This is a genomic window from Mesorhizobium sp. RCAM 05104 (assembly GCF_059683645.1).
On record NZ_CM185033.1, the window covers coordinates 5,312,467 to 5,334,833 of the forward strand.

Consider the following 22,367-nt stretch of genomic DNA (forward strand, 5'->3'; position numbering starts at 1 on the left):
CGCCGAGACGGATGAGGGGTGTTCCAGCGGAATGAGACGCTGGCGCTCCCTGGAACACCCCTCATCCGTCGCCTTCGGCGAAACCTTCTCCCACAAGGGGAGAAGGGAAGGCTTGCGCTGCTCACGCATTCCACAACCCCTTCTTCTTCATCTCCTCCATTTCGCGTGCCGCCCGTTCGCGCAGTCGGGCGTCGCGCAGCAGCTTCTCCACCGCGGCGTCGTCGGACTTGTCGGAATAGCGGAACTCGCTGTCGGCGTAGCGGTTGATCTCCTGCATGACCATGTCCATCGAGAATGGGCCGCGCAGTTCCTCGATCATCGCCTTCTTCTCATCATAGCCCTTGTGCATGAAGGCTTCCGGCTTCTCGAACCAGTCGTCGGGCAGCTCGATGTCCATGGCTCGCATCTTGATGGCGTCGGTGACATTCTTGATGGCGCGGCCGGTGAAGCGAGGCTCGGCATCCTTGATCAGGTGCAGATAAGTGCCGATGTCGGCCATCGATTTCGGCGCGCCATTCTCCTTCATGTAGCGCTCATAGACCTTCATCAGCCCGTCTTCCTGCGGCTTCTCATGCTCTTCATAGGCCTCGGTCACGGCGCGCTGGATTTCCTGCGCGGCGTAGAGCTTGTGGTCGCCGAGCGGGATCTTGTGGTTCTTGCCGGCAAGCAGCACGAAGATGTCGATGTAGTCGTCGCGCGTCTGCGGACCGTCGACCAGCCAGCGGGCGCCGGCGCGCTGGCGCAGCGCGTCGTCGACATTTTCGGGGTAGTTGGAGAACATGCCGAACGAGCAGTTGCCGCGCACCACGGTGCCCGCACCGGCGAAGGCATCCATCAAGACGCCGGTGATCTCCTGCTGGCCGGCCGAGGCGCGGTCGTCGGAGCGTCTGGCGGCCACCTGGTCGATGTCGTCGATGGTGCCGAAGCCGATGACGCGCGGGTTGAGCACATTGTTGATGAACTGGCGGCAGTTCTGGCCTGACTTGCCCTGGTAGGACGAGATCTGGTCAACGCCGAAATTCTCATAGGCGAAGGGATAACCGGCGACCTGGCAGTAACCGTTTACGAGACCGGCGATCATCTGGATCAGCGTCGTCTTGCCGGTGCCGGGCGCGCCATCGCCGATGAAGGTGAACAGGAAGCCGCCGAGCTCGACGAACGGGTTCAGCTCGCGCTCGAAATCGTAGGCCATCAGCATCTTGGCGAGCTTGACCGACTGGTATTTGGCGATGTGGTTGCCGACGACCTCTTCCGGCGTCTTGAAGGTCATCACCAGGGGCTTCGACCGCTTACCCGGCGCGACGTCGAAACCGTCGAGGGTGAAATCGTCGACGTCGATGCGGATATGGGTGTTCTCGAACGGGCCGATGCCGTCGAAGCGGCCCTTGCGCGCCAGCAGGCCGTCGATGGCGACGCGGGCGAAGGCGCGTGCCCTGGTCATCAGGTCGGCGTCGTCGGAGGCTCCCGATATCGCCTTGTCGAGGCCGGCCAGGATCGACTTCACCGCATCCTGCGGCGTGTCGAACAGGAAGTCCGGCTCGGGACTATCGTTGGGCGCTTCGCCGTCGCTGTCGATCAGCTGGAACAGATAGGAGGCGAGGCTGAAGGCCGAGATGTAAGCCGAGGCCGACAGAAGCTTCTTGAAGGTAGCGGCCTCGTCGCCTTCGAGGGGCGCGCGAGTGTTCTTCGCCTGCAGGCTTTCGAGATCGGAGCCTTCGGCGAAAACGTCCGATATGGCCAACGCAATGGCCGTGCCGCGCCGGGCGCGAAACAAAAGCGTGTGCTGGGGGATGGTCAGCAGCTGATCGTCGGGATGTACGGCGCCGACGGTTTTCGACAGCTCGACCTCGCGCGTGCGGCGCACCGAGCCGACCGAGACGGTGGAGACGAAGCGGCGGTTGGTGCCGGCAAGGGCGGTGCCGGATTCGCGTGAGGGATCCTCCAGCACGACGATGCGGGTGATGAAGCTCTGCGCGGTGGCGCGGTGCTTCTCGATCGCCGCTTCCGGAATTGTGGTCAGGCCGGTGTCCATGAAGGGTGCTCCGTGGTGTGACGGTCAGACGTCTGAGATGACCTGTCCGTTGGACAGGATATGGACCTTGTAACCGGAAAAGATCTTCTGCGCCTCGCCGGCGGCATAGAGCGCCTGATAGGCCTCGTGCGGGATCAGTGCATGGTTTTCGTAGCTCGACACGCCCTGGCGCGCGGCCTCGAGGTCGTCGGTGTTGATGAAGAATTCCTGCGTCGTCTTCTCGCTCGAAAACAGCCCCTTGCGGCCGGGCTTCTCGCCCTTGGAATAGACCTCCTGTATGGTCCAGGTCAGGAGCCAGGCATTTTCCGGCTTGCGGACCTTGGCGAGCACCTCGGTCACCGTCGAGTTGTTCTCGGTAATCCCAGCCGAATAGAACGGGCCAAGCACGACGCGGCGCAGCTGCTTGGGATGCAACGGCTCGAAATCCTTGTCGAGGTTGACGGCAATGGTCGCCGGCGACAGCGTGTAGGCTGAGTTCTTCTCGGTGAAATCGTCGAAACGGTGGGCAAGCTCGGGATTAAGCAGGCCATCGACCGGCAGCGGAATGTCGACTGTCTCGTTGAGCTTGCCATTTCTGTCGACGAGCTGGCGGATCATCGCTTCGGAGGAGTCCTCGACCGTCACCATGTAGACCAGCGGCAGGTTGGCGCTGCCGTCGAACGTCGCCCAGTGGACGAGATAATACGGCCGCGCCGTCTTCGGATTGACCGAGACCTTGGCCGTCTGCGCCAGCGTGAACGGGCCGAACGTGGTCTCGCTTTTCACGTCCTCGAGGTAGAGCCGCTCCGCCATGGACTTCTGCAGCGCCTCGGGGAATTCCTTGTGGCGCAGGATGAAGTCGGCCATTTCCTCGCGCAGCTCGCCGGCCAGCGGGATGTTGGCAAGCCGCGCGTCGGCCTGGCGGCGATCGTTCTCCAGTTCCAGCAGGTTCTGGAAGACCGGGAAGCCGCTTTCGGCGCGCGAAATGCGGAACGTGTCCATGAAGCCCAGCCGGTTGCGCCAGCAGGAAAAGGACTTGTCGAGCCGGGCGATGTATTCGGCGACAATCTTGGCGACGATGCCATGCCGGTAGAGCGGCGAGCGGTCGTCGCGCATGAACACTTCGAGCCCGCGGAGTGCTGCCGTTATCGCCGAGAAATATCGCGCCGCCGCTTCGTTTTCGGGGGTCATGCTGTCAGCCCTGGGATTGTCGCACCGGTGCGTGCGGCAATTACTGCTGCACGTAGTTGGCCGAATTGTGCTTCTTCAGCACCTCGTCGAAGCGGCGCGCGAACGCATCGTCGGCCAGCTTCTTGCGGCGCTGGATGTCGGCGCTGGCGACCATGTTCTTCTCGTGCATCTCCAAGAGGTCGCCGATGTGCTTCTGCGAGGCAGCACCAATGCCGGCCATGGTTTCCTCGGCGGTGTTGTCGACCTGGCTGCCCAGCGTGTTGATCTTGTGGGCGACGTCCTGCTGGGCGGCGGTCTTCAGCGAATCTTCCAGCGCCTTATAGAGCACGATGCGCTGCTCGGTATCGATGGTCAGCTTGTTGATCAGCGTCGATTGCGCGGCGATCTGGTTGTTGAGCGAATCGACGAAGGTCTGGAACATCGAGGTGTAGCGCTCGAGCGTCTGGCTCTCGGCCAGCAGCTCCTGTTCCTTGGCCTGCTTCTCGTTGTATTCGGTGGCGAGCTTGGAGCGCTCGCCTTCGAGCTGCGTGCGGTCCTTCTGGCTGGTCGAGGCCGCGATCTTGTTCTCGATGTCGAGCAGCATCGGATTGAGTTCCTCGATGCGCTTCTGCACGGCTTCGAGGTTGGACATCGTGGTCTTGCGGCGCTCGATCACCTGCGACAGGCTGGCCTCGGAGGTCTTGTAGCGCTGGTCGAGAACCTCTTTCTGCGCCTTGAGGATGCCGACGATGGTGTCGGACTTGGCCAGCAGTTCCTGCAGATTGCCGGCCAGCGACATGTTGCGGACACGGTCGGTGCGCATGCGCTGCTTGCTCTGGCTGGAGAAGATGCCGATGAAACTCTCCCAGCCGGTGTAGTTCTTCATGCTCTCGAACTCGGCGCCGAAGACGTTGGTGGCATCCTCAAGCCCGATGATCAGGTCGGCGATGTTGCCTTCCATCACCTTCTGCTGCTTCAGCACGTCCTCGATGCGGGCATTCTCGATGTCGAAATTGGCGTCGCCGATCTTCTTGTCGGCGGTGGCGAGCGTATCCAGAACGGTACTGGACTGCTCGATCTTGGTGCGCATGTCCTGGACGACCTGCTTGGTCTTGGCAATTTCGGCATCGAAATTCTGCAATGTCGCCATTAGGGCCTCCCGCTTCGGCATCAGGTCGCTGGTTGCGAACAGCGGCGAATATATGTGGGGCATCCGGGGATTGAAAGACGCAAGACAGGGCCGGCCCGAAAACAAAAGAATTCGTCACGGTCTTGAAAGACAGTGAAGGCATGGTCATGGCGTGATTACCGCGTCACGCGAGCGTAGTTCAGCTGTCATTGAACTTTCATGCCGCCAAAGCGACTGGGAAAGCGTTCAATCTCCGCCGATGCGGATGCCTCGAAATTCGACACAGCACTGAACCGGTCGAGGGTCTCGACAAACAGCCGGATCGAGCACTGTCGCCAAGCGCGCCGACGGTTGCTAGGGCTTCGGATCGGCCCTCAGATAGGCGATGACATTGGCGATGTCGTCGTCGCTGGTCAGGCCGCCGAAGGCCATCTTGTTGCCAGGCACCTTCAGCTTCGGGGCCTTGAGATATTCGGCAAGGTTCGCCTCGTCCCAGACAAGGCCGGCGGCGCCGGCGCTCTTCATCGCCTCGGAGTAGTGGCCAAGGAAGCTCTCGGCGCTGCCGGCGGTGCGGCCGACCACACCCATCAGATGCGGGCCGACCTTGTCGCGATCGGTGGCCGCTTCGTGGCAGGCGATGCATCGGTTGAAGACGCGCTTGCCCAGCGCCGGATCGCCTCCGGCATGGGCGGCAAGGGCACTGGCAAGGAGAAGGAGACCGGCGGACGAAGCGGCTCGAAACATGGCTGACCCCGACGAGTTCTGGCTGGAACGAGATGACGCAAAAATAGGACCGAGGCCTTAACAAACGCTGCATCGTGGCGGGATTACGGAAGACGGGCCAGCCTGATCTCGTATGCGCGGACGATGACCTCCGCAAGTCAGGCCTGCTGGGCCAGATCGCGGCGCAGGAAATCATTCAGCCGTTCGACCGCCGGCGTTGTCGATAGGGGGTTGCGCAGGATACCGATTTCGAGATCGGGCAGCACGGGAAGCCCTTCATTGCCGCCGATGATGCGCAGCGACGGCGGCACACTGCGCTGGGCCAGGCCGGCAACCGCAAGCCCGGCTTGCACGACCGCGACAAGGCCAAGCAGGGAGGCGCTGGAATAGGTGCAGCGGTAGGACCGGTCGGCATCGCCAAGCGCCTGCAGGACATTCATCCTGGCGGCACAGCCAGGCTCGAACAGGGCGACGGGCAAGGGATCGCTCTCCCAGGCGACATGGTTGGGCGAGGCGACCCAGACGAAGCGTTCCAGTCGGATCACATCGAGCGCCTGCTCCGGCAGACGGGTGACGATCGCCAGGTCCAGCCGTCCCTCCGCCAGCGTCTTCACCAGCGCGGTCGATTGTTCGCAGATCAGTTCCACCGTCACCAGGGGATGCTCCGCCGCGAAGCGCGACAGCACCGGCGGCAAGAGGAACGCCGCATAGTCATCCGGTACGCCAAGGCGCACGCTGCCCGTTTCTTTGGGTCGGGTGACGCTTGCCCACGCCTCGTCCGACAGCTTCAGCAGCCGGCGGGCATAGATCAGGAAGTCCTCGCCGATCGCATTGGGCGTGACCGTTCTCGGCCCCCGCACCAGCAACTGGGTGCCGACCATCTCCTCCAGCCGCTGCATCTGCATGCTGACGGCCGACTGGCTGCGGCCGACGCGCGGCGCCGCATTGGAAAGGCTGCCGCTCTCGACGACGGCGACAAAGGTCTTCAGCAAATTGAGGTCAAGGGGAGCGGCCATACTGCTATCAGAATATCGAATAGCTGGTCACAAATCTATTCGCTTGTTTGAAGGCTTCGTTGCTGTCCAGATGGCCGTCCCAGCGCTGGAAAAACCACGCATGACGGACACATCGAAAGCTCGCTTTCCGGCCGCCAACCTTGCCCTGGCGATGGTGATTGCCGGTACGGTCGGCGCCTTCGTCACGGAATCGGGGCTGCATCCCGTGACCGTCGTCTTCTGGCGTTGCGTGTTCGGCGCGGTATTTCTTTTCGCATGGTGCCTGCTGCGCGGTTATCTGCCGGACCGCACCCTGTCCTTGTCCCGGCTGGCGCTGGCCGCGCTTGCCGGCATCTGCATGGTGCTCAGCTGGACGGCCTTCTTCGCCGGCTTCACCCTGACGTCGATCGCCACGACGACGATCGTCTACCATGTGCAGCCGTTCTTCGTGGTGCTGATCGGCGTGATCTTTCTCAAGGAGCGCATCTCGCTCGACCAGGTCCTGTGGATGCTGGCGGCGTTTCTGGGCGTCGTGCTGGCCAGCGGCCTCACCATTTCGCACGGCCATGCCGATGCCAACTGGGCAATGGGCATTGGACTGACGCTGGGAGCAGCCATGCTCTATGCCGTGGCGACCATCCTGGCCAAAGGCCTTGGCCGGCAGCGCGCGGAAATCACCGTGCTTTGCCAGACGGTGGTGGGTGTCGTCATGCTCGCCCCGTTCGCGGCGGTTGGCCAGCACATCCCACCGGCGTCATGGGGTTGGCTGGCCGGCATCGGCGTCCTGCATACCGGCATTGCCTATGTGCTGATGAATTCAGCCTTTCCGCGCCTGACGACACCGGTGATCGGCGTCATCACCTTCATCTACCCGATCGTCGCCATCATCATCGACTGGGCAATCTACGGGCATCCGCTTGGATTGGCACAGGCTGCCGGCATGGTGCTTATCGCGCTGGCAACACTTGGCGTGCGGCTCGGCTGGCGGTTCTCGAGATGGCATGTCTCGGCCGCGTGAGCTTGCTCAGGCCCTGACAAAGCCGATGAAATCGTCGGGCGCCGCACGCCCCATCTCTTCTTCCCAGTGGCGGCGGCAGAGCGAGACATAGACGTCCTTGCCGATCGCCACCTGCTCGCCCTGCCGGGCGACCTTGCCGTCGGCGCCGAGGCGCACCACCATCGTCGCCTTGCGGCCGCAGCGGCAGATGGTGCGCACCTCGCGCAGATCGTCCGCGATGGCCAGCAGCGCGCGCGAGCCGGAAAACAGCTTGCCCTGGAAATCGGTGCGCAAGCCGTAGCACATGACCGGGATGTTCAGTCGGTCGGCGATGCGGGCGAGTTGCCAGACCTGCTCTTCCTCGAGGAACTGCGCCTCGTCGACGAAGACGCAGTGCACCGTCGTATGCCCGTGGTGCTCGGCGACGCGGGCGAACAAATCATCGCCGTCGCGGAACATCTCGGCTTCCGTCTCCAGTCCGATGCGCGACGAGATCAGGCCGCTGTCGCCCTTGCGGTAGTGGCCGGCGACGAACAGCATCGTCGTCATGCCGCGCTCGCGATAATTGTACGACGCCTGCAGGAGCATCGTCGTCTTGCCGGCATTCATCGTCGCGTAGTGGAAGTAAAGCTTGGCCATGCCGCCCTAAAGGTCTGTTGACATCCAGGTGATGCCGGCGTGCAAAGGGCGGTTCCCGCGCTTCCCCGTTCTACTGCGTCGCAGCAGAACTGAGCTCACGTACCCGAAAGTACGCTCCGCTCCGGTTCTCGGAACCCACCATTTTCGGCGCGGCCTGACCTGAATCTTGACGGACCTTAAGCCGACTTGCCCCGGCACGGGGAGGGGCGCCGTCGCGTTCCCCCCAAAAAACACCACCCTCGCATCGCAAAAGCAGGAAGCGTGTCGCTGATTGGCCAGCCCGCGCCGTTGATCGTGATTGCCTTGACGCTTGAAACCGCACGAGAATGGTGTTTGGCTGACGAAACAAGGCGGGCAGAGAAACCGTAACTTCGCTTCGCCAAAGAATCGCAATGGGAGAATATCTATGTCGCGTATGAATTCCTTCGTCGCCGGCCTCGGGCTGGCGGCTTTGTTGTCCACGAGCGCTGCCTTCGCCGGCGATCCGGCAAGCTGCAAGGCGGTGCGCCTTTCCGATGTCGGCTGGACCGATATCCAGGCGACGACCGGGGTCGCTTCCGTTCTGCTCACCGCGCTCGGCTACGAGCCGCAGGTGATCCAGCTGTCGGTGCCGGTGACCATGGCGTCGCTGAAGAACAAGGATCTCGATGTCTTCCTCGGCAACTGGATGCCGTCGATGACCAACGACATCAAGGACTACACCGCCGACGGCTCGGTCGAGACGATCAGCACCAACCTGACCGGCGCCGGCTATGGCATCGTCGTGCCGACCTATGTGGCGGATGCCGGCGTCAAGACGCTGACCGACCTTGGCAAGTTCAAGGACAAGTTCAACGGCAAGATCTACGGCATCGAGGCCGGCAATGACGGCAATCGTATCATCCTCGACATGATCAAGAACCCGAAGGACAATCTCGAAGGCTTCGAACTGGTCGAATCCTCGGAGGCCGGCATGCTGACGCAGGCCGAGCAGTCGATAAAGAACAATGAGTGGATCGCCTTCCTCGGCTGGACGCCGCATCCGGTGATGGGCGCCATGAAGATCACCTATCTCGACGGCATGGGTGACAGCGGGTTCGGCGCCGCCACCGTGTTTACCAATGTGCGCAAGGGCTACACCACCGAGTGCCCGAATGCCGGCAAGTTCATCGCCAACCTGAAGTTCAACCTCGACATGGAAGGTGAGATGATGGACGCGATCCTGAAGGGCGGCGACGCCAACACGGTCGCGACCGACTGGCTGAAGAAGCATCCGGACGCGGTTGCTCCATGGATCGCCGGCGTGACCACCTTCGATGGCGGCGACGCCGCGGCGGCGGTCAAGACCGCGCTTGGAAGCTGAGCCGACTGTGATTTCGGCATGACCGAAATTGAGGGCAGCCATTTTAGAAAAGGCTGCCCTTTTTCATATCCTGTGACAAGATGACGTTGCGACAGTAGAGGCCGAGGGCGGGGCGGTCTCCGGCATGAGAGGGGCGATATGGATCCGATTTCGAAATTCATGGTCGATCACAAGATTCCGATCGGCGCCTGGGGAAAGGCGTTCTTCGGCTTCCTCACCGACAATTTCGATACTGTGTTCAGGGCCTTCTCCAATGGCCTCAATTTCCTGCTCGACGGGCTGGTCGACATCCTGCTGGTGGTGCCGCCGGTGCTGCTGGCGCTGATTATCGCGGCCATCGCCTGGCTGCTGCAGCGCTCGCGGCCACTCGCCATCGGCGTCTTCCTCGGGCTCATCTTCATCATCAACCAGAACCTCTGGAAGCAGACGGTGCAGACGCTGGTGCTGGTCGTCGCGGCGGCGGCGATGGCGATGGCCATCGGCGTGCCGCTCGGCATCTGGGCGGCGCACAAGCCGAAGGTCTACCGCGTCATGCTGCCCGTGCTTGACCTGATGCAGACGCTGCCGACCTTCGTCTACCTGATTCCGGTGCTGACCCTGTTCGGTCTCGGCAATGCGCCCGGCCTCATCGTCACCATCATCTTCGTCATCCCGACCGCGGTCAGGCTCACGCATCTTGGCGTCGTCTCGGTGCCGAAGTCGATCATCGAAGCGGGCGAGGCGTTCGGTGCCACCAAGAGCCAGCTGTTGTGGAAGGTGGAACTGCCCTCGGCGTTGCCGACCATCATGGCCGGTCTCACCCAGTCGATCATGCTGTCGCTGTCGATGGTGGTGTTCGCGGCGCTCATCGGCGCCGGCGGCCTCGGTACCGAGATCAACCGGGCGCTCGGTTCGCGCCGCATCGACCTCGGGCTTGAGGCTGGCCTGGCCATCGTCGTGCTCGCCATCGTGCTCGACCGAATGACCCGCATCGGTGTTGGAGGCAAGAAATGACCGTCGCCGTCGATTTCAGAAACGTCGATATCGTCTTCGGCGCCGACCAGGCTGGCTCGCTGGCGATGATCGACGCCGGCGCGACGCGCGCCGAGATTCTCGAGAAGACCGGCAACGTGCTGGGCTGCGCCGGCGCCAGCCTGACCGTCAACGAGGGCGAGATTTCGGTGCTGATGGGCCTTTCTGGCTCCGGCAAGTCGACGCTGCTGCGGGCCGTCAACCGGCTGAACGTGGTGTCGCGCGGTCAGGTGCTGGTCAAGGACGGCGACAAGATCGTCGATGTCGTCACCTGCGACCAGGCCACCTTGCGGCGCCTGCGTCAGAAGCAGGTGGCGATGGTGTTCCAGCAGTTCGGCCTGTTGCCTTGGCGCACGGTGGAGGAGAATGTCGGTCTTGGCCTCGAACTTGCCGGCGTGCCGGAGGCCGAGCGCAAGGAGCGCGTGCACCGTCAGCTCAAGCTGGTCAATCTCGACCAGTGGTCGAAGAAATACGCGCATGAGCTTTCGGGCGGCATGCAGCAGCGTGTCGGCCTGGCCCGCGCCTTCGCCACCGAGGCACCGATCCTGTTGATGGACGAGCCGTTCTCGGCGCTCGATCCGCTGATCCGCACCAAGCTGCAGGATGAATTGCTGCAGCTGCAGGCCGAACTGAAGAAGACCATCATCTTCGTCAGCCACGATCTCGAGGAGGCGCTGAAGATAGGCAGCCACATCACCATCATGGAGGGTGGCCGCATCGTGCAGACCGGCGCTCCGGAAGACATCGTGCTGCGGCCCGCCAACGATTACGTCCGCGACTTCATCGCCAATGTGAACCCGCTGTCGGTGCTGACCGCCTGGAACGTCATGCGCGACCGGCGCGACCTCGAACAGGGCAAGGACGGCTGGGTGTGGCTCGACCGGCGCAAGACGACGCGCTTCAAGATCGACGACCACGGGCTGGTGGCGGCGGCCGAGCGCGACGGCAAGCCCGCGGTCTGGGTGTCATGCGCCGACGTCGAGGCCCAGCCGGAGGAGATGGCGCAAGTGTTCTGGGCCAATCCCGGCACCTCGCTGAAAACGGTGATGCTGGCCATGCATCGCTCGCAGACCGCACCCGTGGCGCTGTTCGACGACCAGTCGCGCTTTGTCGGCGCCATCGGCATCCGCGACGTGCTGTCGGCGGTGCTGCGGCGGTAGTTTTTCCCAGGAACCCGAAGTCGACGAGGCGAAGCGATCGAGCGCGCCTCGTTCTACGCCGCCAGCGGCAGGCGCAGTTGCGTCAGCAGGCCGCCGCCCGGGTTGTTGGACAGGCTGATCTCGCCGCCGGCGGCGCGCGCGATGTTGCGGGCAATGGTCAGGCCCAGCCCGAGCCCGCCGGTCTGGCGGTTGCGGGATTGTTCGAGCCGCACGAAAGAGCCGAACACGGCGTCGATCTGGGCCTGCGGTATGCCAGGCCCTTCGTCGCGGATGGTGAGCAGGATCATGTTGTCCGACCGGCGCAGGCTGAGATGCGCCTTCTTGCCGTAGGTGACGGCGTTCTGGACCAGATTGGTGACGCAGCGCCTGAGCGCGACCGGCCGCGCCATGCAGATGAGGCCGCGCGAGCGGGTATCGTCGTCGAACGAGACGTCGTCGTAGCTGTCGGCGATCGATTCCACGAGCGACCAGAAGTCGATGCGCTCGCTCTTTTCCTCGGTCACCTCGAAGGTGGCGAAGTCGATCACCGAACTGGCGATGCTCTCGACATCGGCGAGATCGTGCGCCAACGCCTCGCGGACCGCCGATTTGCGCAGCAGCTCCAGGCGCAGACGCATCCGTGTCATCGGCGTCCGCAAGTCATGCGCCAACGCCGCCGCAAGATGTTCGCGGTCCTCGACATATTCACGCAACCTGGCCTGCATGGCGTTGATAGCCTTGGCGGCGGCACGGACCTCGCGGCTGCCCGACTCGGCGATCGGTGGGCTCTTCAGATCCTTGCCGATCCTGTTCACGGCGGTTTCCATCATCCGGTAGGGTGCCGTCAGCCGGCGCAGCGACCAGATCGACATGATCACCACAAGCCCGGCGATCAGCGAATAGAGCGGCAGGCTATCGAAGCTCAGGATAGGGCCGACGGGCGTGATCGGCTCGGTGAAGTTCAGCCATTGGCCGTCGGCGAAGCGCAGCGAGGCCGTCAGTTTGTCGCTCTGGGCGAAGTCGGCGGCCAGCACCAGAAGGTCGCGCTCCACCTGGCCGATATCGGGTCCCGGCGCCGTGCCGCTGGCGTCGTCGGCCTCGCGCGTCGCCGGATCGCGACGCACGCGTGCGTCGGTGATGCCGAACTTCGACAGCCGGCCAACGAGGATGTCTTCGAGTTCGGCCAGTTCGTCGTCGCCGGCGATCGACGAGGTGACCGCGGGCGTGTCTGAGACGGTGAGCGCGTAGGTGGAATTGAACAGGCCGGTCGCCGTCGTCTTGCGTTCCTCCGGCGTGGCGTCATGCATCAGCTGCACCAGCGAGAAGGCACGATCGTTGAGGCGATAAAGGTCGACAATGTCATTGGCGGCGGCGCGGTCGCGCGACACGATATAAAGGGTTGCGACCTGGCTGATCAGCAGGCCGGCAATGACGATCAGCAGCACCCAGACGGGCAGGGTCTGCGGCAGGAAACGTCTCATTCGGAAGTCGTCTCGGGCAGGAACTGGTAGCCGCCGCTGCGCACGGTCAGGATGAGCTTGGGCGTTTTGGGATCGTCTTCCATCTTGCGCCGCAGCCGGCTGACCAGGATGTCGATGCTGCGGTCGAAGGAATAGTCGCTGTCGCCGCCGGAGAGTTCGATGAGCTGGTCGCGGGTCAGCACGCGTCCGGCGCTCTTGACGAAGGTCTGCAGCAGGTTGAACTCCGCCATGGTCAGCTCGACCCTGACATCGTCGGGCGCGGTCAGCCGCCGCCGCGAACAGTCCATCGTCCAGCCGGCGAAGCGGTAGACCTGCTTGGTGGTGGCGCGCTTCGGCTCGGCGGCGCCGTTGCGCCGCAGCACCGCGCGGATGCGGGCCAGCAGCTCGCGCGGGTCGAAGGGTTTGGGCACATAGTCGTCGGCGCCCATTTCCAGGCCGACCACGCGGTCGGTCGTCTCGGTGACGGCGGTCAGCATGATGATCGGTGTCGAATACTGGGCGCGCAGGTCGCGGCACAGTTCCAGCCCGCTCTTGCCGGGCAGCATCACGTCGAGCACGATGAGATCCACATGCGAGCGGCGCAGGATGGTCTCCATCTCGGTGCCGTCGGCGGCAACCGAGGTGTGCAGGCCGCGCTTCTGGAAGAACTCCTGCAGCAGGTCGCGGATGCCCTTGTCGTCGTCGACGATCAGTATGTGTGCGTCGGATTTCACAGGTGCCCCGTCTCTGTTGCCGGCCAAGCTATCCTTGGTTGGTGAGCCACACGATAGAATTCGGGCCATATGTTGGCCAGTGCCTTGCATTTCAAGGTGGAGCGAAGCATCGGCGCCTTCGCCGGCCATGCAGAAACAATCCAGAAACAAAATTCTACAATCCGGAAAAACTCCTGAAAAGGTAGGACGGCATAACGGTGCCGTAGCGGTCAGGCCATTGGCTGCGACGCCAGTCTGCGGGTTCACGGATAAACCGATGCCAAGGTTGTCGATCAGTTTGTTGGGTGCGTTGCTGGGCGTTTGCCTGGTCACCGCCGCTGCCGGACAATCGGATGCAAAGGTGACGCCCACCACCCGGGCCGAACGTTGCGCCAATCTCAGCCGCCAATTCGACGAAGCCCTCGAAACCCACGCCACGGCAACGCAGGTCACCGCGGCAAAGGCACTCCAAAGAAAGGGAAACCGGTACTGCGCCGCCAAGAAACAGGCACAGGGCATCCGGATGCTCGCAAACGCTTTGAAGCTGCTTGGAGTGACGCCGAACGACCCGGTTCAGTGACACTCGAAACTCGACCCGCATAAAAAGGAAACGAAGCCATGAAAAAGTCCCTCCTGTCCGCCCTCGGTCTCGCCGTTGCTCTCGCCTTCTCGATGCCGGTCCTCGGCAACGCTGCTGCCACCACGACCGCTGCTCCGGCTGCTACCACGACCGCTCCGGCTGCCGCCGCGACGACCACTGCCGCTCCGATGAAGGCTGCCCCGAAGAAGGTCGCCAAGAAGGTCTGCAAGGTGACCAAGAAGCACAAGTGCCCGGTCAAGAAAGCCCCCGCGAAGGCCGCCCCGAAGGCTGCTCCGAAGAAGCCCTGATCGGTCCAAAGCCTGCTTTCTACAAGGCCGTTCCAGCTGCAAGCCGGCTGGGGCGGCCTTCTGCAAGCGCATCGTCGAAGGGCGGTGCACCGGCGACGAAGCGGGTCGGCGAACCCGGCCCGATGGCGGCGAGGGCTGAAAACCGGCAGCTTCCAGCCAAGCACTTCGATCATGTTTAACCCGTTCGCAACGCCGGCCGTGTAGGACAATCCGCATGAAAAAGCGGCTTTCGTCCATTCTGCGTTCGATGGTGCTCGGTGGCCTGGTCGCCAGCGGCGTGGCCAGGGTGCTGATCCTGCTCACCGCCAGCCCGGTGCCGGATCCGGCGAGCGGGCGTACCGAGCCTTCGCTGTTCGCGCCGGCAATCTCCAGCAACTGGGACTACATCACGCCGCTACAGGCCTGGCTGCTGATCATACTCACCGGCGTGACGCTGAGCTGCGTTGTCGCGTGGCCGATCGCTGCGTGGATGGAACGGCGGGCGGATGCGGGCGGAAACCGCCGCATCTTTGGCCGTCAGGGCCGTTGAACCGCTACCAACAATTCCCACATGATCGTCAATGACAGCGCTCACCCGCTGCCGGTCCGCGTGCCAATCAAAATGGACCATCGCTTTCGCCCGTGGCAAAATGCGGGGCGAAACTGTCGATGGCGAGACTGTCGGTTCCGATGCCTGAAATCACCACAAAACCGCGCGTCCAGGTCAAGCCGCAGGTCGAACGGCCGAAGCTCTACAAGGTCATCCTCATCAATGACGATTTCACGCCGCGCGAGTTCGTGGTGACGGTGCTGAAGGGCGAGTTCAAGCTCAGCGAGGACCAGGCGCACAGGATCATGATCACCGCGCATCGGCGTGGCGTCTGCGTCGTCGCGGTGTTCACCAAGGATGTCGCCGAGACCAAGGCGACACGGGCCACCGATGCCGGCAAGGCCAAGGGTTACCCGCTGCTGTTCACGACCGAACCGGAAGAGTGAGGAGTGGTCGCCCGTAGGGCGATCAATCGACAATGATTTGTCGATTGAAACGACGAACGCCCGGAGCCATAGCGGATGGCAGCGGCCGCAGGGCGGTTTTCCCTTCTCCCACAGGGGGAGAAGGAAGAGCGGCCACTACCGTCCTTCGCGATACCACATCGAACCCATTGCCAGAAGCAGCAGGCCGAGGCCGAGGAAACCGCCGAACAGCGGCACGCGCGAGACGGCCTTGAGCACGCTGTCGTCGGTGGTGCGCAGGCCGATCCAGTCGCTGCCGGACGCGGCGCCCGCCGACCGCACCGGCACGATGGAAGGCAGCGTCACGTCGCTGCCAAGGGCCGCGGATGGCGTCAGCCGGCGCACGCTGCCGCCGGTCGTTTCCGCCGGTGCCTTCAGGCGGTTCTCGGTGGAGATGACGTCGGCGAATTCCGGCGCATTGACCGGTCCGACATGGGCAAGTGCGGTGAGGTCGCCATTGGCGACCTGGTAGAGGCCGATTTCACTGGTCTCGACACTGCCGAGGAAGACGCCGGGTTCGGATTTCTGGAGCTTGACGGTCATTGTCTTGCCGGACGGAGTGATGATCTGCGCTGTGCCAGGATCGTCGGCCATGGTCTGGCGCCGGATTTCCAGGACCATGCCACGACCATCAGCGGTCAGCCGCTCCTCCTCGAGCTCGGGTTCCTTCATCAGCCAGTGCGCAATGCGCCGATAGAGCTGGACATGCGGACCGCCGCCCTCGAAGCCGCGCGCCCACAGCCATCCCTGATCGGACAGAAGCATGCCGACGCGGCCTTCTCCCTTGTGGTCGAGCAACAGCAGGGGCCGGTTGTCGGCACCCTTCATCACCACTTCGCCTTCCGGGTTCTGCACGCCGATGGTGCGGAACCAGCGGCTCCAGTGCGGCGGCTCGGTGGCGGAGCCATCCAGCCCGCGCGTCACCGGGTGACGCTGGCCGAGATCGGTGAGGCGCGGATAGAAGGCCTTGTCGACCACCTCGCCGGTCGGCATCGCCGGCAAGGCCGACATTAGCGGCGTGCGCGCGATCGAGCTTTCGCCGGCATATTCGGGGCCGGCCGCGATCAGCAGCGCGCCGCCCTTTTCGACATATTCGGAGATGTAGTCGTAATAGAGGATCGGCAGCACGTCACGGTGCTGGTAGCGATCGAAGATGATGAGGTCGAAATCCTTGATCTTCTCGACGAACAACTCACGCGTCGGGAACGCGATCAGCGACAATTCATTGATCGGCGTGCCGTCCTGCTTTTCCGGCGGCCGCAGAATGGTGAAATGGACGAGATCGACAGAGGCGTCGGACTTCAGCAGATTGCGCCAGGTGCGCTCACCCGCATGCGGCTCGCCCGAGACGAGCAGCACGCGCAGGTTCTCGCGGATGCCGTCGATCAGCGCGATGGCGCGGTTGTTGGTGTCGGTCAGTTCGCCCGGCTCGCGATCGATGGCAAGTTCGACGATGTTGCGGCCGGCGCCCGGAATGGTCACCTGCAGCGGCATGGCCTGGCCGACGGTGGCATGCTCGACCGCGACCTGCTCGCCATTGACCGAGACGCGCACGTCGACCGGGCCGGTCTCGTTTTCCGTTGAAATGACCCGGTATGTCATGTCGAGCGGCTTGCCGACGATGCCGAAGCGGGGCGCGTTCTCGAAGCGGATGCGGCGATCCTTTTCGTGGTCGTTGCCGGTAATCAGGGCATGCAGCGGGGCGTTGAAATCGGGTGCGCCGGCCGGTACGTCATGCACCTCGCCGTCGGTGATCATGATGGCGCCGCCGATGCGCGACGGCGGCACGTCGCGGAAGGCACCCTCGAGCGCGCCGAAGAGCCGCGTTTCGGTGCGCTCCTCGGCGGCTTCGGACTTGCCTGCCTCGACAACGCGCACGTCGAACTGCTTGAAGCGGCCAAGACGCTGTTGCAGCCCGGCCAGCGCCTCGTCCGTCTGCCTAGTGCGGTCGCCTATATCCTGGCTCTGGCTGCGGTCGACGATCAGGGCGACGACGCTTTTCAGCGGCTCGCGCTCCTCATTGAGGAACACCGGGTTGAACAGGGCGGCGGCCAGCGCCAGCAGGGCGACGAAGCGGAAGATCGCGCCGCGCTGGCGAAACCAAAGGCCGACGAGCGCGAGCGTCAGCAGCGGCACCAACACCAGGGCCAGCCAAGGCCAGGAGATCAGCGGTTCGAAGGAGATCGACCAGTTCATGCGTTACCCTCCTCCCTGTGGGGAGGGTCGATCCGCGTGGGAGGTGCAAGAAAGAACGTCATTCTACTGCCCCAGCCGTTCGAGCAGTATGGGCACGTGCACCTGGTCGGATTTGTAGTTTCCGGTCAGCATGTACATCATAATGTTGACGCCGGCGCGCAGCGCGTAGATGCGCTGCATCGGGTCCGCGGGCACTGTCGGCAGCAACGGATCGCCATTCTCGTCGACCGCCCAGGCGCCGGCGAAATCATTGGCGGTGATCATGATCGGCGAGACGCCGTCGCCGGTGCGCACGGGCCGGTTCTCGGCGTTGCTGGCATCGAGCGACGCCTCGACCCAGAGCGGGCTGCCGGCGAAGCGGCCAGGAAATTCCGGCAGGATGAAGAAGGATTTGGTCAGCACGTGGTCGGACGGCACCGGCTCCAGCGGCGGCACGTTGAGGTTGCCGAGGATGTCGCGCAGCCGCTCCGTCGCCGGGCTGGCCGAATCGGCGCCGATGCCGTTGGCGAACTGGTCGCGCGTGTCGAACAGCACCGTCCCGCCCTGCTGCATATAGGCGTCGATGCGGGCGATCGCGACCTGGCTCGGCATCGGTGCCGCCGGATCGATCGGCCAGTAGATCAGGGGATAGAACGACAGCTCGTCCTTCGAGATGTCGACACCCGCAGGTGCGCCCGGTTCCAATGCGGTCTTCTCGATCAGGAAGCGGGTCAGGCCCTCCATGCCAGCGCGGCTGATCGAGTCGTCGCCCGGCACGCCGGTCAGCACATAGGCAATGCGGGTCTTCGAAATCGCCTCGACTGCGGCCTGGTCGCCCGGTTTGGCGTCGTCGGCACGGGCAAGGTCGGCATGGCCGAACAGCGCGCCGAGCGCAATCAGGATCGCGGCGGCGGTTGTCACGGCACCGGCACGGCGCGGCCGGCGCGAAAACAGTCCGCCCATCCACAACACCACCAGCGTATCGAGCAGCATCAGCGCCAGGGCGGCCACCACCAGCGCGCCCTTCAGGTTACGCGATTCATCAAACGCATACTGGATTGACGTGACGGGAACAGTGATTTGCGGGCGCGCCAGCGGCGCGAAGGTGCTTGTTGCCTCGAGCAGGTTGTGGGCGAAGACGCCGGTCTCGGAGCCGTAGAGGCCAGGCGGGTTCTCGAAAGTCACCGGCAACGAGCCGGCGGCCGGCACCAGCGGCCGCGCATCCGGCGTCGGCGGCACCAGCGAGCCGTCGGCCGATATCATGCGATAGGGCGCCAGCGAGGTGGCGGCGGCTTCGGCACTGGCGACCGCCGCGCCCTGGTTGCGCGACAGCTGCACGAGGCGGCGCAGCATCTCGACGAAGCTGCCCGAGATCGGCAGGTTCGACCATGTCGCCTCGGGCGTGACGTGGAACAGCACCAGCGTGCCCTTGCCTTTCTTCAAACCGGTGACCAGCGGCGTGCCGTCGGCGAGAGCCGCCCAGGTGCGCTCGACGATATCGGGCGTCGGCTCGGCCAGCACCTGTCTGGTGACGGTGACCTCGGTGGGTGGGGCAAGATCGGCGAACGGACCGGCCTTGGGAAATTCGGTGACCGGCTGCGGCGATGTCCATGACAGCGCGCCGCCGAGCGAACGCTCGCCGGTGCGCAGGCGGACCGGCAAAAGGTCATCGTCATTGCCGGCGGCGGCCAGCCGCGAGCCGGCGAAACGCACCAGCGTGCCGCCATTGTCGACCCAGTCGACCAGCCTTTGCCGGACCTGTGCGGGAATGGTGCCGATGTCGGCCATGACGATCATCGCCGGCTTCTGGTCGAGGATCTGCGGGATGGCGTCGGCGAGGTCGGCGCTGGAGGGCTCGACGAGATCGGCGAAGGGCTGCAGCGCGCGCCTGATGTAGTAGAGCGGCGACAGAAGCGGCTGTGCCTGGTCGGCCTCGGCCTGCGACAACAGTCCGACGCGGCGGCGCTTGGAGCTTTCGTCGAGGACGTGCACGGCGCCAGCCTGGCGCTCGCCGTCGAGCGCGATCGAGGCGAAGTCGTTACGCAGTTCGAACGGCACCGCCATGGTGCCGGTGGCGGTGGATTCGCCTGGCGCAAAGGTCAGCGTCGCATCGGCGATGCGGCGGCCCTTGTCGTCGAAGGCACCGGCGGTGACCTGAGCCGGGGCTGGGTCGCCTGGTGCGCGGATGGCGGTCAGCGCAAAGCCGTCGACCTGGTTCTCGGCGGCGGTAAGGCCGGTCAGCGAAAGCCGGTCGGCGGTCGCCCAGACGACGCGGGCGGCATTTCTGGACAACAGCGTGTTGAAGGCGGCCTCGTCACCCTTTGCCGCCAGGCCATCGGCGAGCACGGCGACGCTGGCGCCAGGCAAGGTGGCTAACGCGCCGGCGACGCGGGCATAGACAGCGGGCCGGTCGGTCGGGATCGGTCGCGGCTTGGCGGCGCGCAGCCGGTCAAGAGCCGTGGCGGCATCGAAGGGGCCGATTTCCGAATTGGGCTTTTCGGCGGTGAAAGCGATGATGACCGGCACGCCGTTCGAGCCGGCGTCGGCTATCAGCCGCTCCGCGGTGGCGACGCGCTTGCCCCAATCGGCGGCACTTGCCCAATCATTGTCGATGACCAGCGCAAGGGCCGCCCCCTCGGCAGGCAGCTTTTCGCGCGGATTGAACACCGGTTCGGCGAGTGCCGCGACGATGAGGGCCGCCATCAAGAGCCTGAGCAGGGTCAGCCACCACGGGCTTTGCTGCGGCGTCTCCTCGCGCTTCAGCACGCGCGCCAGGATCTTCAGCGGCGGGAAGATCTCGGTCTGCGGCTTGGGCGGTGTCAGCCGCAACAGCCACCAGATCACCGGCAGCGCCAGCAGGCCCCACAGCACCATGGGAGCGCCAAAGGAGAGCGGCAGCCAGCTCATGCGCCGACCTTTCCGGCATGGTCGCCACCAGCGATCAGCCCGGCATGACTGGCGGTCGGCCCGGCATAACCGCCATCGGCGGTCATCGCCATGTGCAGGCGGACCAGCGCGTCGGAAGCGAGCCGATCTGTATGGTTGACGGTAAAGCTCCAGCCGAGGCGCTTGCACCAGGCGGCCAGTTCCTGGCGCCGGGCGGTGTAGAGCAGGCGGTACTCATCGCCGAGCATTTCGGCGCGACCGGCGGTCAGCTTGTCGCCGGTCTCGGGATCGGTGAACTCGGTGCGGCCGGCATAGGGGAAGGTTTCCTCGGCCGGGTCGGCGACCTCGATCAGGTGGGCGCGCACGCCGTGGCGGGCGAGCACATCAAGCCAGGCCATCGTTTCCTCGACCGGGTCGAGGAAATCGCTGGCGATGACGATGTCGCAGAAGCGGCGGATGCCGGACAGGTCGGGTTTTGCCGGCAACTCACCGGCATGCATGAGCTGGGCGGCGATGCGCTCGGCACCGTTGCGGGCGGTGAACGGATCAGTGAGATCCGGCCAGGCGATGCGCTCGCCGCTACGCGATAACAACTCGGCCATGGCCAGCGCCAGCACCAGCGCGCGCGATTGCTTGGAAACGCTGGCGCCGGTCGACTTGTAGAGCATGGACGGCGAGGGGTCGGCCCACAGCCAGACCGTATGGGCGGCTTCCCATTCGCGATCGCGCACATAGGTATGATCGTCGCGGGCCGAGCGGCGCCAGTCGATGCGCGATGCATCGCCTTCGACATAGGGCCGGAACTGCCAGAAATTCTCGCCGATGCCGCGCTTGCGGCGGCCGTGCCAGCCGGCGATCACGGTGTTGACGATGCGGCGCGCCTCAACCAGCAGGTCAGGCACAAGCGAGGCCCGCAACCGGCCACGGGCGAGCGCGTCGCGCGTCGCTGCCGGAGCCTGGACTTCGCCGATGCGCGCCATCAGATGCCTTTTGCCAGCTTCGCCACCACGTCACGCACACTGGTGCCTTCGGCGCGAGCGGCGAAGGTCAGCGCCATGCGATGCTGCAGCACCGGCTCGGCCAGTGCACGGACGTCGTCGATCGAGGGCGCCAGCCGTCCTTCATAAAGCGCGCGCGCCCTTGTGCACAGCATCAGCGCCTGGCTGGCGCGCGGGCCAGGGCCCCAGGCGACATGCTTGTCGGTCTCGGCGTTGCCCTGGCCCGGACGCGCCGAGCGCACCAGCGTCAGGATCGCCTCGACGACGCTTTCAGGCACCGGCATGCGGCGGATCAGCGTCTGGATTTCCTTCAGCCGCACCGGCTGCAACACGTTCTGCGCTTTCGCATCCTCGATGCCGGTGGTTTCCAAAAGGATGCGGCGCTCGGCCTCGATTTCGGGATAGAGGATGTCGACCTGCATCAGGAAACGGTCGAGCTGCGCCTCGGGCAGCGGATAGGTGCCTTCCTGCTCCAGTGGATTCTGCGTTGCCAGCACATGGAAGGGCGCCGGCAGGTCATAACGGGCACCGGCAATGGTCACGTGGTATTCCTGCATCGCCTGCAGCAGCGCCGACTGGGTGCGTGGCGAGGCGCGATTGATCTCGTCGGCCATCAGCAATTGCGCGAAGATCGGCCCGGAGATGAAGCGGAAGGAGCGCTTGCCGAATTCATCCTGCTCCATCACTTCCGAGCCGAGGATATCGGACGGCATCAGGTCGGGCGTGAACTGAATGCGGCGCGAATCGAGGCCGAGCACGATGCCCAGCGTCTCGACCAGCTTGGTCTTGGCGAGGCCCGGCACGCCGACCAAAAGCGCATGGCCGCCGGCCAAAAGCGCCACCAGCGTGCGCTCGACGACGCTCTCCTGGCCGAAGATGACCCGGCCGACCCCGTCGCGGACCCTGGAGATATCGGCCAGCGCCTTCTCGGCCTCGGCGATCATGTCCTTTTCGCTGATCGGGCTTTCCTTGACCATCACGCTCATGCCGCATCGATCCTTGTGGTTGGAAATACCGGCCCGCACCATAGCACAGGTTGCCGCGATTCGGCCTCGCGTGGCGCCTATGCCGAAACTTAAATCACAGACCTAGGCTGAC

At 64.4% G+C, this 22,367-nt stretch carries 20 protein-coding genes; 8 read left to right on the forward strand and 12 right to left on the reverse strand.

Features of this window, described 5'->3' with window-relative positions; translation table 11 throughout:
• Positions 1-121: 121 nt before the first annotated feature.
• The 5 genes from AC56QP_RS25970 to AC56QP_RS25990 all read right to left on the reverse strand — a co-directional run bounded on the left by AC56QP_RS25970 (position 122) and on the right by AC56QP_RS25990 (position 6,049).
• The gene (locus AC56QP_RS25970) at positions 122-2,032 is read right to left on the reverse strand and encodes an AAA family ATPase (RefSeq protein ID WP_489862868.1); all 1,911 of its coding nucleotides are present in this window, start codon (positions 2,030-2,032) and stop codon (positions 122-124) included.
• 24 nt (positions 2,033-2,056) lie between these two features.
• A complete protein-coding gene (locus AC56QP_RS25975) occupies positions 2,057-3,202 on the reverse strand; it encodes a hypothetical protein (protein ID WP_489862867.1) in 1,146 nt (381 codons plus the stop codon).
• A gap of 40 nt (positions 3,203-3,242) precedes the next feature.
• Complete coding sequence (locus AC56QP_RS25980) at positions 3,243-4,331, reverse strand: hypothetical protein (RefSeq protein WP_091579437.1); 1,089 nt, start codon at positions 4,329-4,331, stop codon at positions 3,243-3,245.
• A gap of 333 nt (positions 4,332-4,664) precedes the next feature.
• Entirely contained in the window at positions 4,665-5,054 is a 390-nt protein-coding gene (locus tag AC56QP_RS25985; RefSeq protein WP_489862866.1) for a c-type cytochrome, read from the reverse strand.
• 137 nt (positions 5,055-5,191) lie between these two features.
• The gene (locus tag AC56QP_RS25990; RefSeq protein WP_256753145.1) at positions 5,192-6,049 is read right to left on the reverse strand and encodes a LysR substrate-binding domain-containing protein; all 858 of its coding nucleotides are present in this window, start codon (positions 6,047-6,049) and stop codon (positions 5,192-5,194) included.
• A 100-nt stretch (positions 6,050-6,149) separates the two neighbouring features.
• Here AC56QP_RS25990 and AC56QP_RS25995 point away from each other — a divergent pair, with 100 nt between their 5' ends.
• A complete protein-coding gene (locus AC56QP_RS25995) occupies positions 6,150-7,046 on the forward strand; it encodes a DMT family transporter (RefSeq protein WP_489862865.1) in 897 nt (298 codons plus the stop codon).
• 6 nt (positions 7,047-7,052) lie between these two features.
• Here AC56QP_RS25995 and AC56QP_RS26000 read toward each other — a convergent pair whose 3' ends face one another.
• Entirely contained in the window at positions 7,053-7,664 is a 612-nt protein-coding gene (locus AC56QP_RS26000; protein WP_256753143.1) for a thymidine kinase, read from the reverse strand.
• Between the two features lie 406 nt (positions 7,665-8,070).
• Here AC56QP_RS26000 and AC56QP_RS26005 point away from each other — a divergent pair, with 406 nt between their 5' ends.
• From AC56QP_RS26005 to choV, 3 genes are all read left to right on the forward strand, one after another.
• Complete coding sequence (locus tag AC56QP_RS26005; RefSeq protein WP_489862864.1) at positions 8,071-9,006, forward strand: choline ABC transporter substrate-binding protein; 936 nt, start codon at positions 8,071-8,073, stop codon at positions 9,004-9,006.
• Positions 9,007-9,144: 138 nt separating this feature from the next.
• A complete protein-coding gene (gene choW / locus AC56QP_RS26010) occupies positions 9,145-9,999 on the forward strand; it encodes a choline ABC transporter permease subunit (protein WP_489862863.1) in 855 nt (284 codons plus the stop codon).
• Positions 9,996-11,177 (forward strand): choline ABC transporter ATP-binding protein, encoded by a 1,182-nt coding sequence (gene choV, locus AC56QP_RS26015; protein WP_256753140.1) that lies wholly within the window; start codon positions 9,996-9,998, stop codon positions 11,175-11,177. The genes choW and choV overlap by 4 nt, the downstream gene beginning before the upstream one ends.
• 53 nt (positions 11,178-11,230) lie before the next feature.
• Here choV and AC56QP_RS26020 read toward each other — a convergent pair whose 3' ends face one another.
• Both AC56QP_RS26020 and AC56QP_RS26025 read right to left on the reverse strand, forming a co-directional pair.
• Positions 11,231-12,637: an ATP-binding protein gene (locus AC56QP_RS26020; RefSeq protein WP_489862862.1), complete on the reverse strand. Its 1,407-nt coding sequence runs from the start codon at positions 12,635-12,637 to the stop codon at positions 11,231-11,233.
• Positions 12,634-13,350 carry a response regulator gene (locus AC56QP_RS26025; RefSeq protein WP_489862861.1) on the reverse strand — a complete coding sequence of 239 codons (717 nt, stop codon included), beginning with the start codon at positions 13,348-13,350 and terminating at the stop codon, positions 12,634-12,636. Before AC56QP_RS26025 ends, AC56QP_RS26020 begins: the two co-directional genes overlap by 4 nt.
• Positions 13,351-13,606: 256 nt before the next feature.
• On the opposite strand from AC56QP_RS26025, the gene AC56QP_RS26030 reads away from it, so the two are divergent.
• The 4 genes from AC56QP_RS26030 (at position 13,607) to clpS (ending at position 15,192) form a co-directional block, all read left to right on the forward strand.
• Entirely contained in the window at positions 13,607-13,909 is a 303-nt protein-coding gene (locus tag AC56QP_RS26030; RefSeq protein ID WP_091579071.1) for a hypothetical protein, read from the forward strand.
• A 38-nt stretch (positions 13,910-13,947) separates the two neighbouring features.
• The gene (locus tag AC56QP_RS26035) at positions 13,948-14,217 is read left to right on the forward strand and encodes a hypothetical protein (RefSeq protein ID WP_489862860.1); all 270 of its coding nucleotides are present in this window, start codon (positions 13,948-13,950) and stop codon (positions 14,215-14,217) included.
• A 214-nt stretch (positions 14,218-14,431) separates the two neighbouring features.
• Positions 14,432-14,746, forward strand: coding sequence for a hypothetical protein (locus AC56QP_RS26040; protein ID WP_489862859.1), 315 nt, complete (start codon positions 14,432-14,434; stop codon positions 14,744-14,746).
• Positions 14,747-14,886: 140 nt separating this feature from the next.
• Positions 14,887-15,192 (forward strand): ATP-dependent Clp protease adapter ClpS, encoded by a 306-nt coding sequence (clpS, locus tag AC56QP_RS26045; RefSeq protein WP_489863515.1) that lies wholly within the window; start codon positions 14,887-14,889, stop codon positions 15,190-15,192.
• 135 nt (positions 15,193-15,327) lie between these two features.
• On the opposite strand, the gene AC56QP_RS26050 is transcribed toward clpS, so the two are convergent.
• From AC56QP_RS26050 to AC56QP_RS26065, 4 genes are all read right to left on the reverse strand, one after another.
• Positions 15,328-17,406, reverse strand: a complete 2,079-nt coding sequence (locus AC56QP_RS26050; RefSeq protein ID WP_489862858.1) for a hypothetical protein — start codon at positions 17,404-17,406, stop codon at positions 15,328-15,330.
• Between the two features lie 63 nt (positions 17,407-17,469).
• Positions 17,470-20,292: a DUF4159 domain-containing protein gene (locus AC56QP_RS26055; protein ID WP_489862857.1), complete on the reverse strand. Its 2,823-nt coding sequence runs from the start codon at positions 20,290-20,292 to the stop codon at positions 17,470-17,472.
• Positions 20,289-21,251 (reverse strand): DUF58 domain-containing protein, encoded by a 963-nt coding sequence (locus AC56QP_RS26060; RefSeq protein ID WP_489862856.1) that lies wholly within the window; start codon positions 21,249-21,251, stop codon positions 20,289-20,291. Before AC56QP_RS26060 ends, AC56QP_RS26055 begins: the two co-directional genes overlap by 4 nt.
• Complete coding sequence (locus AC56QP_RS26065) at positions 21,251-22,255, reverse strand: AAA family ATPase (protein WP_489862855.1); 1,005 nt, start codon at positions 22,253-22,255, stop codon at positions 21,251-21,253. Before AC56QP_RS26065 ends, AC56QP_RS26060 begins: the two co-directional genes overlap by 1 nt.
• Positions 22,256-22,367 lie beyond the last annotated feature (112 nt).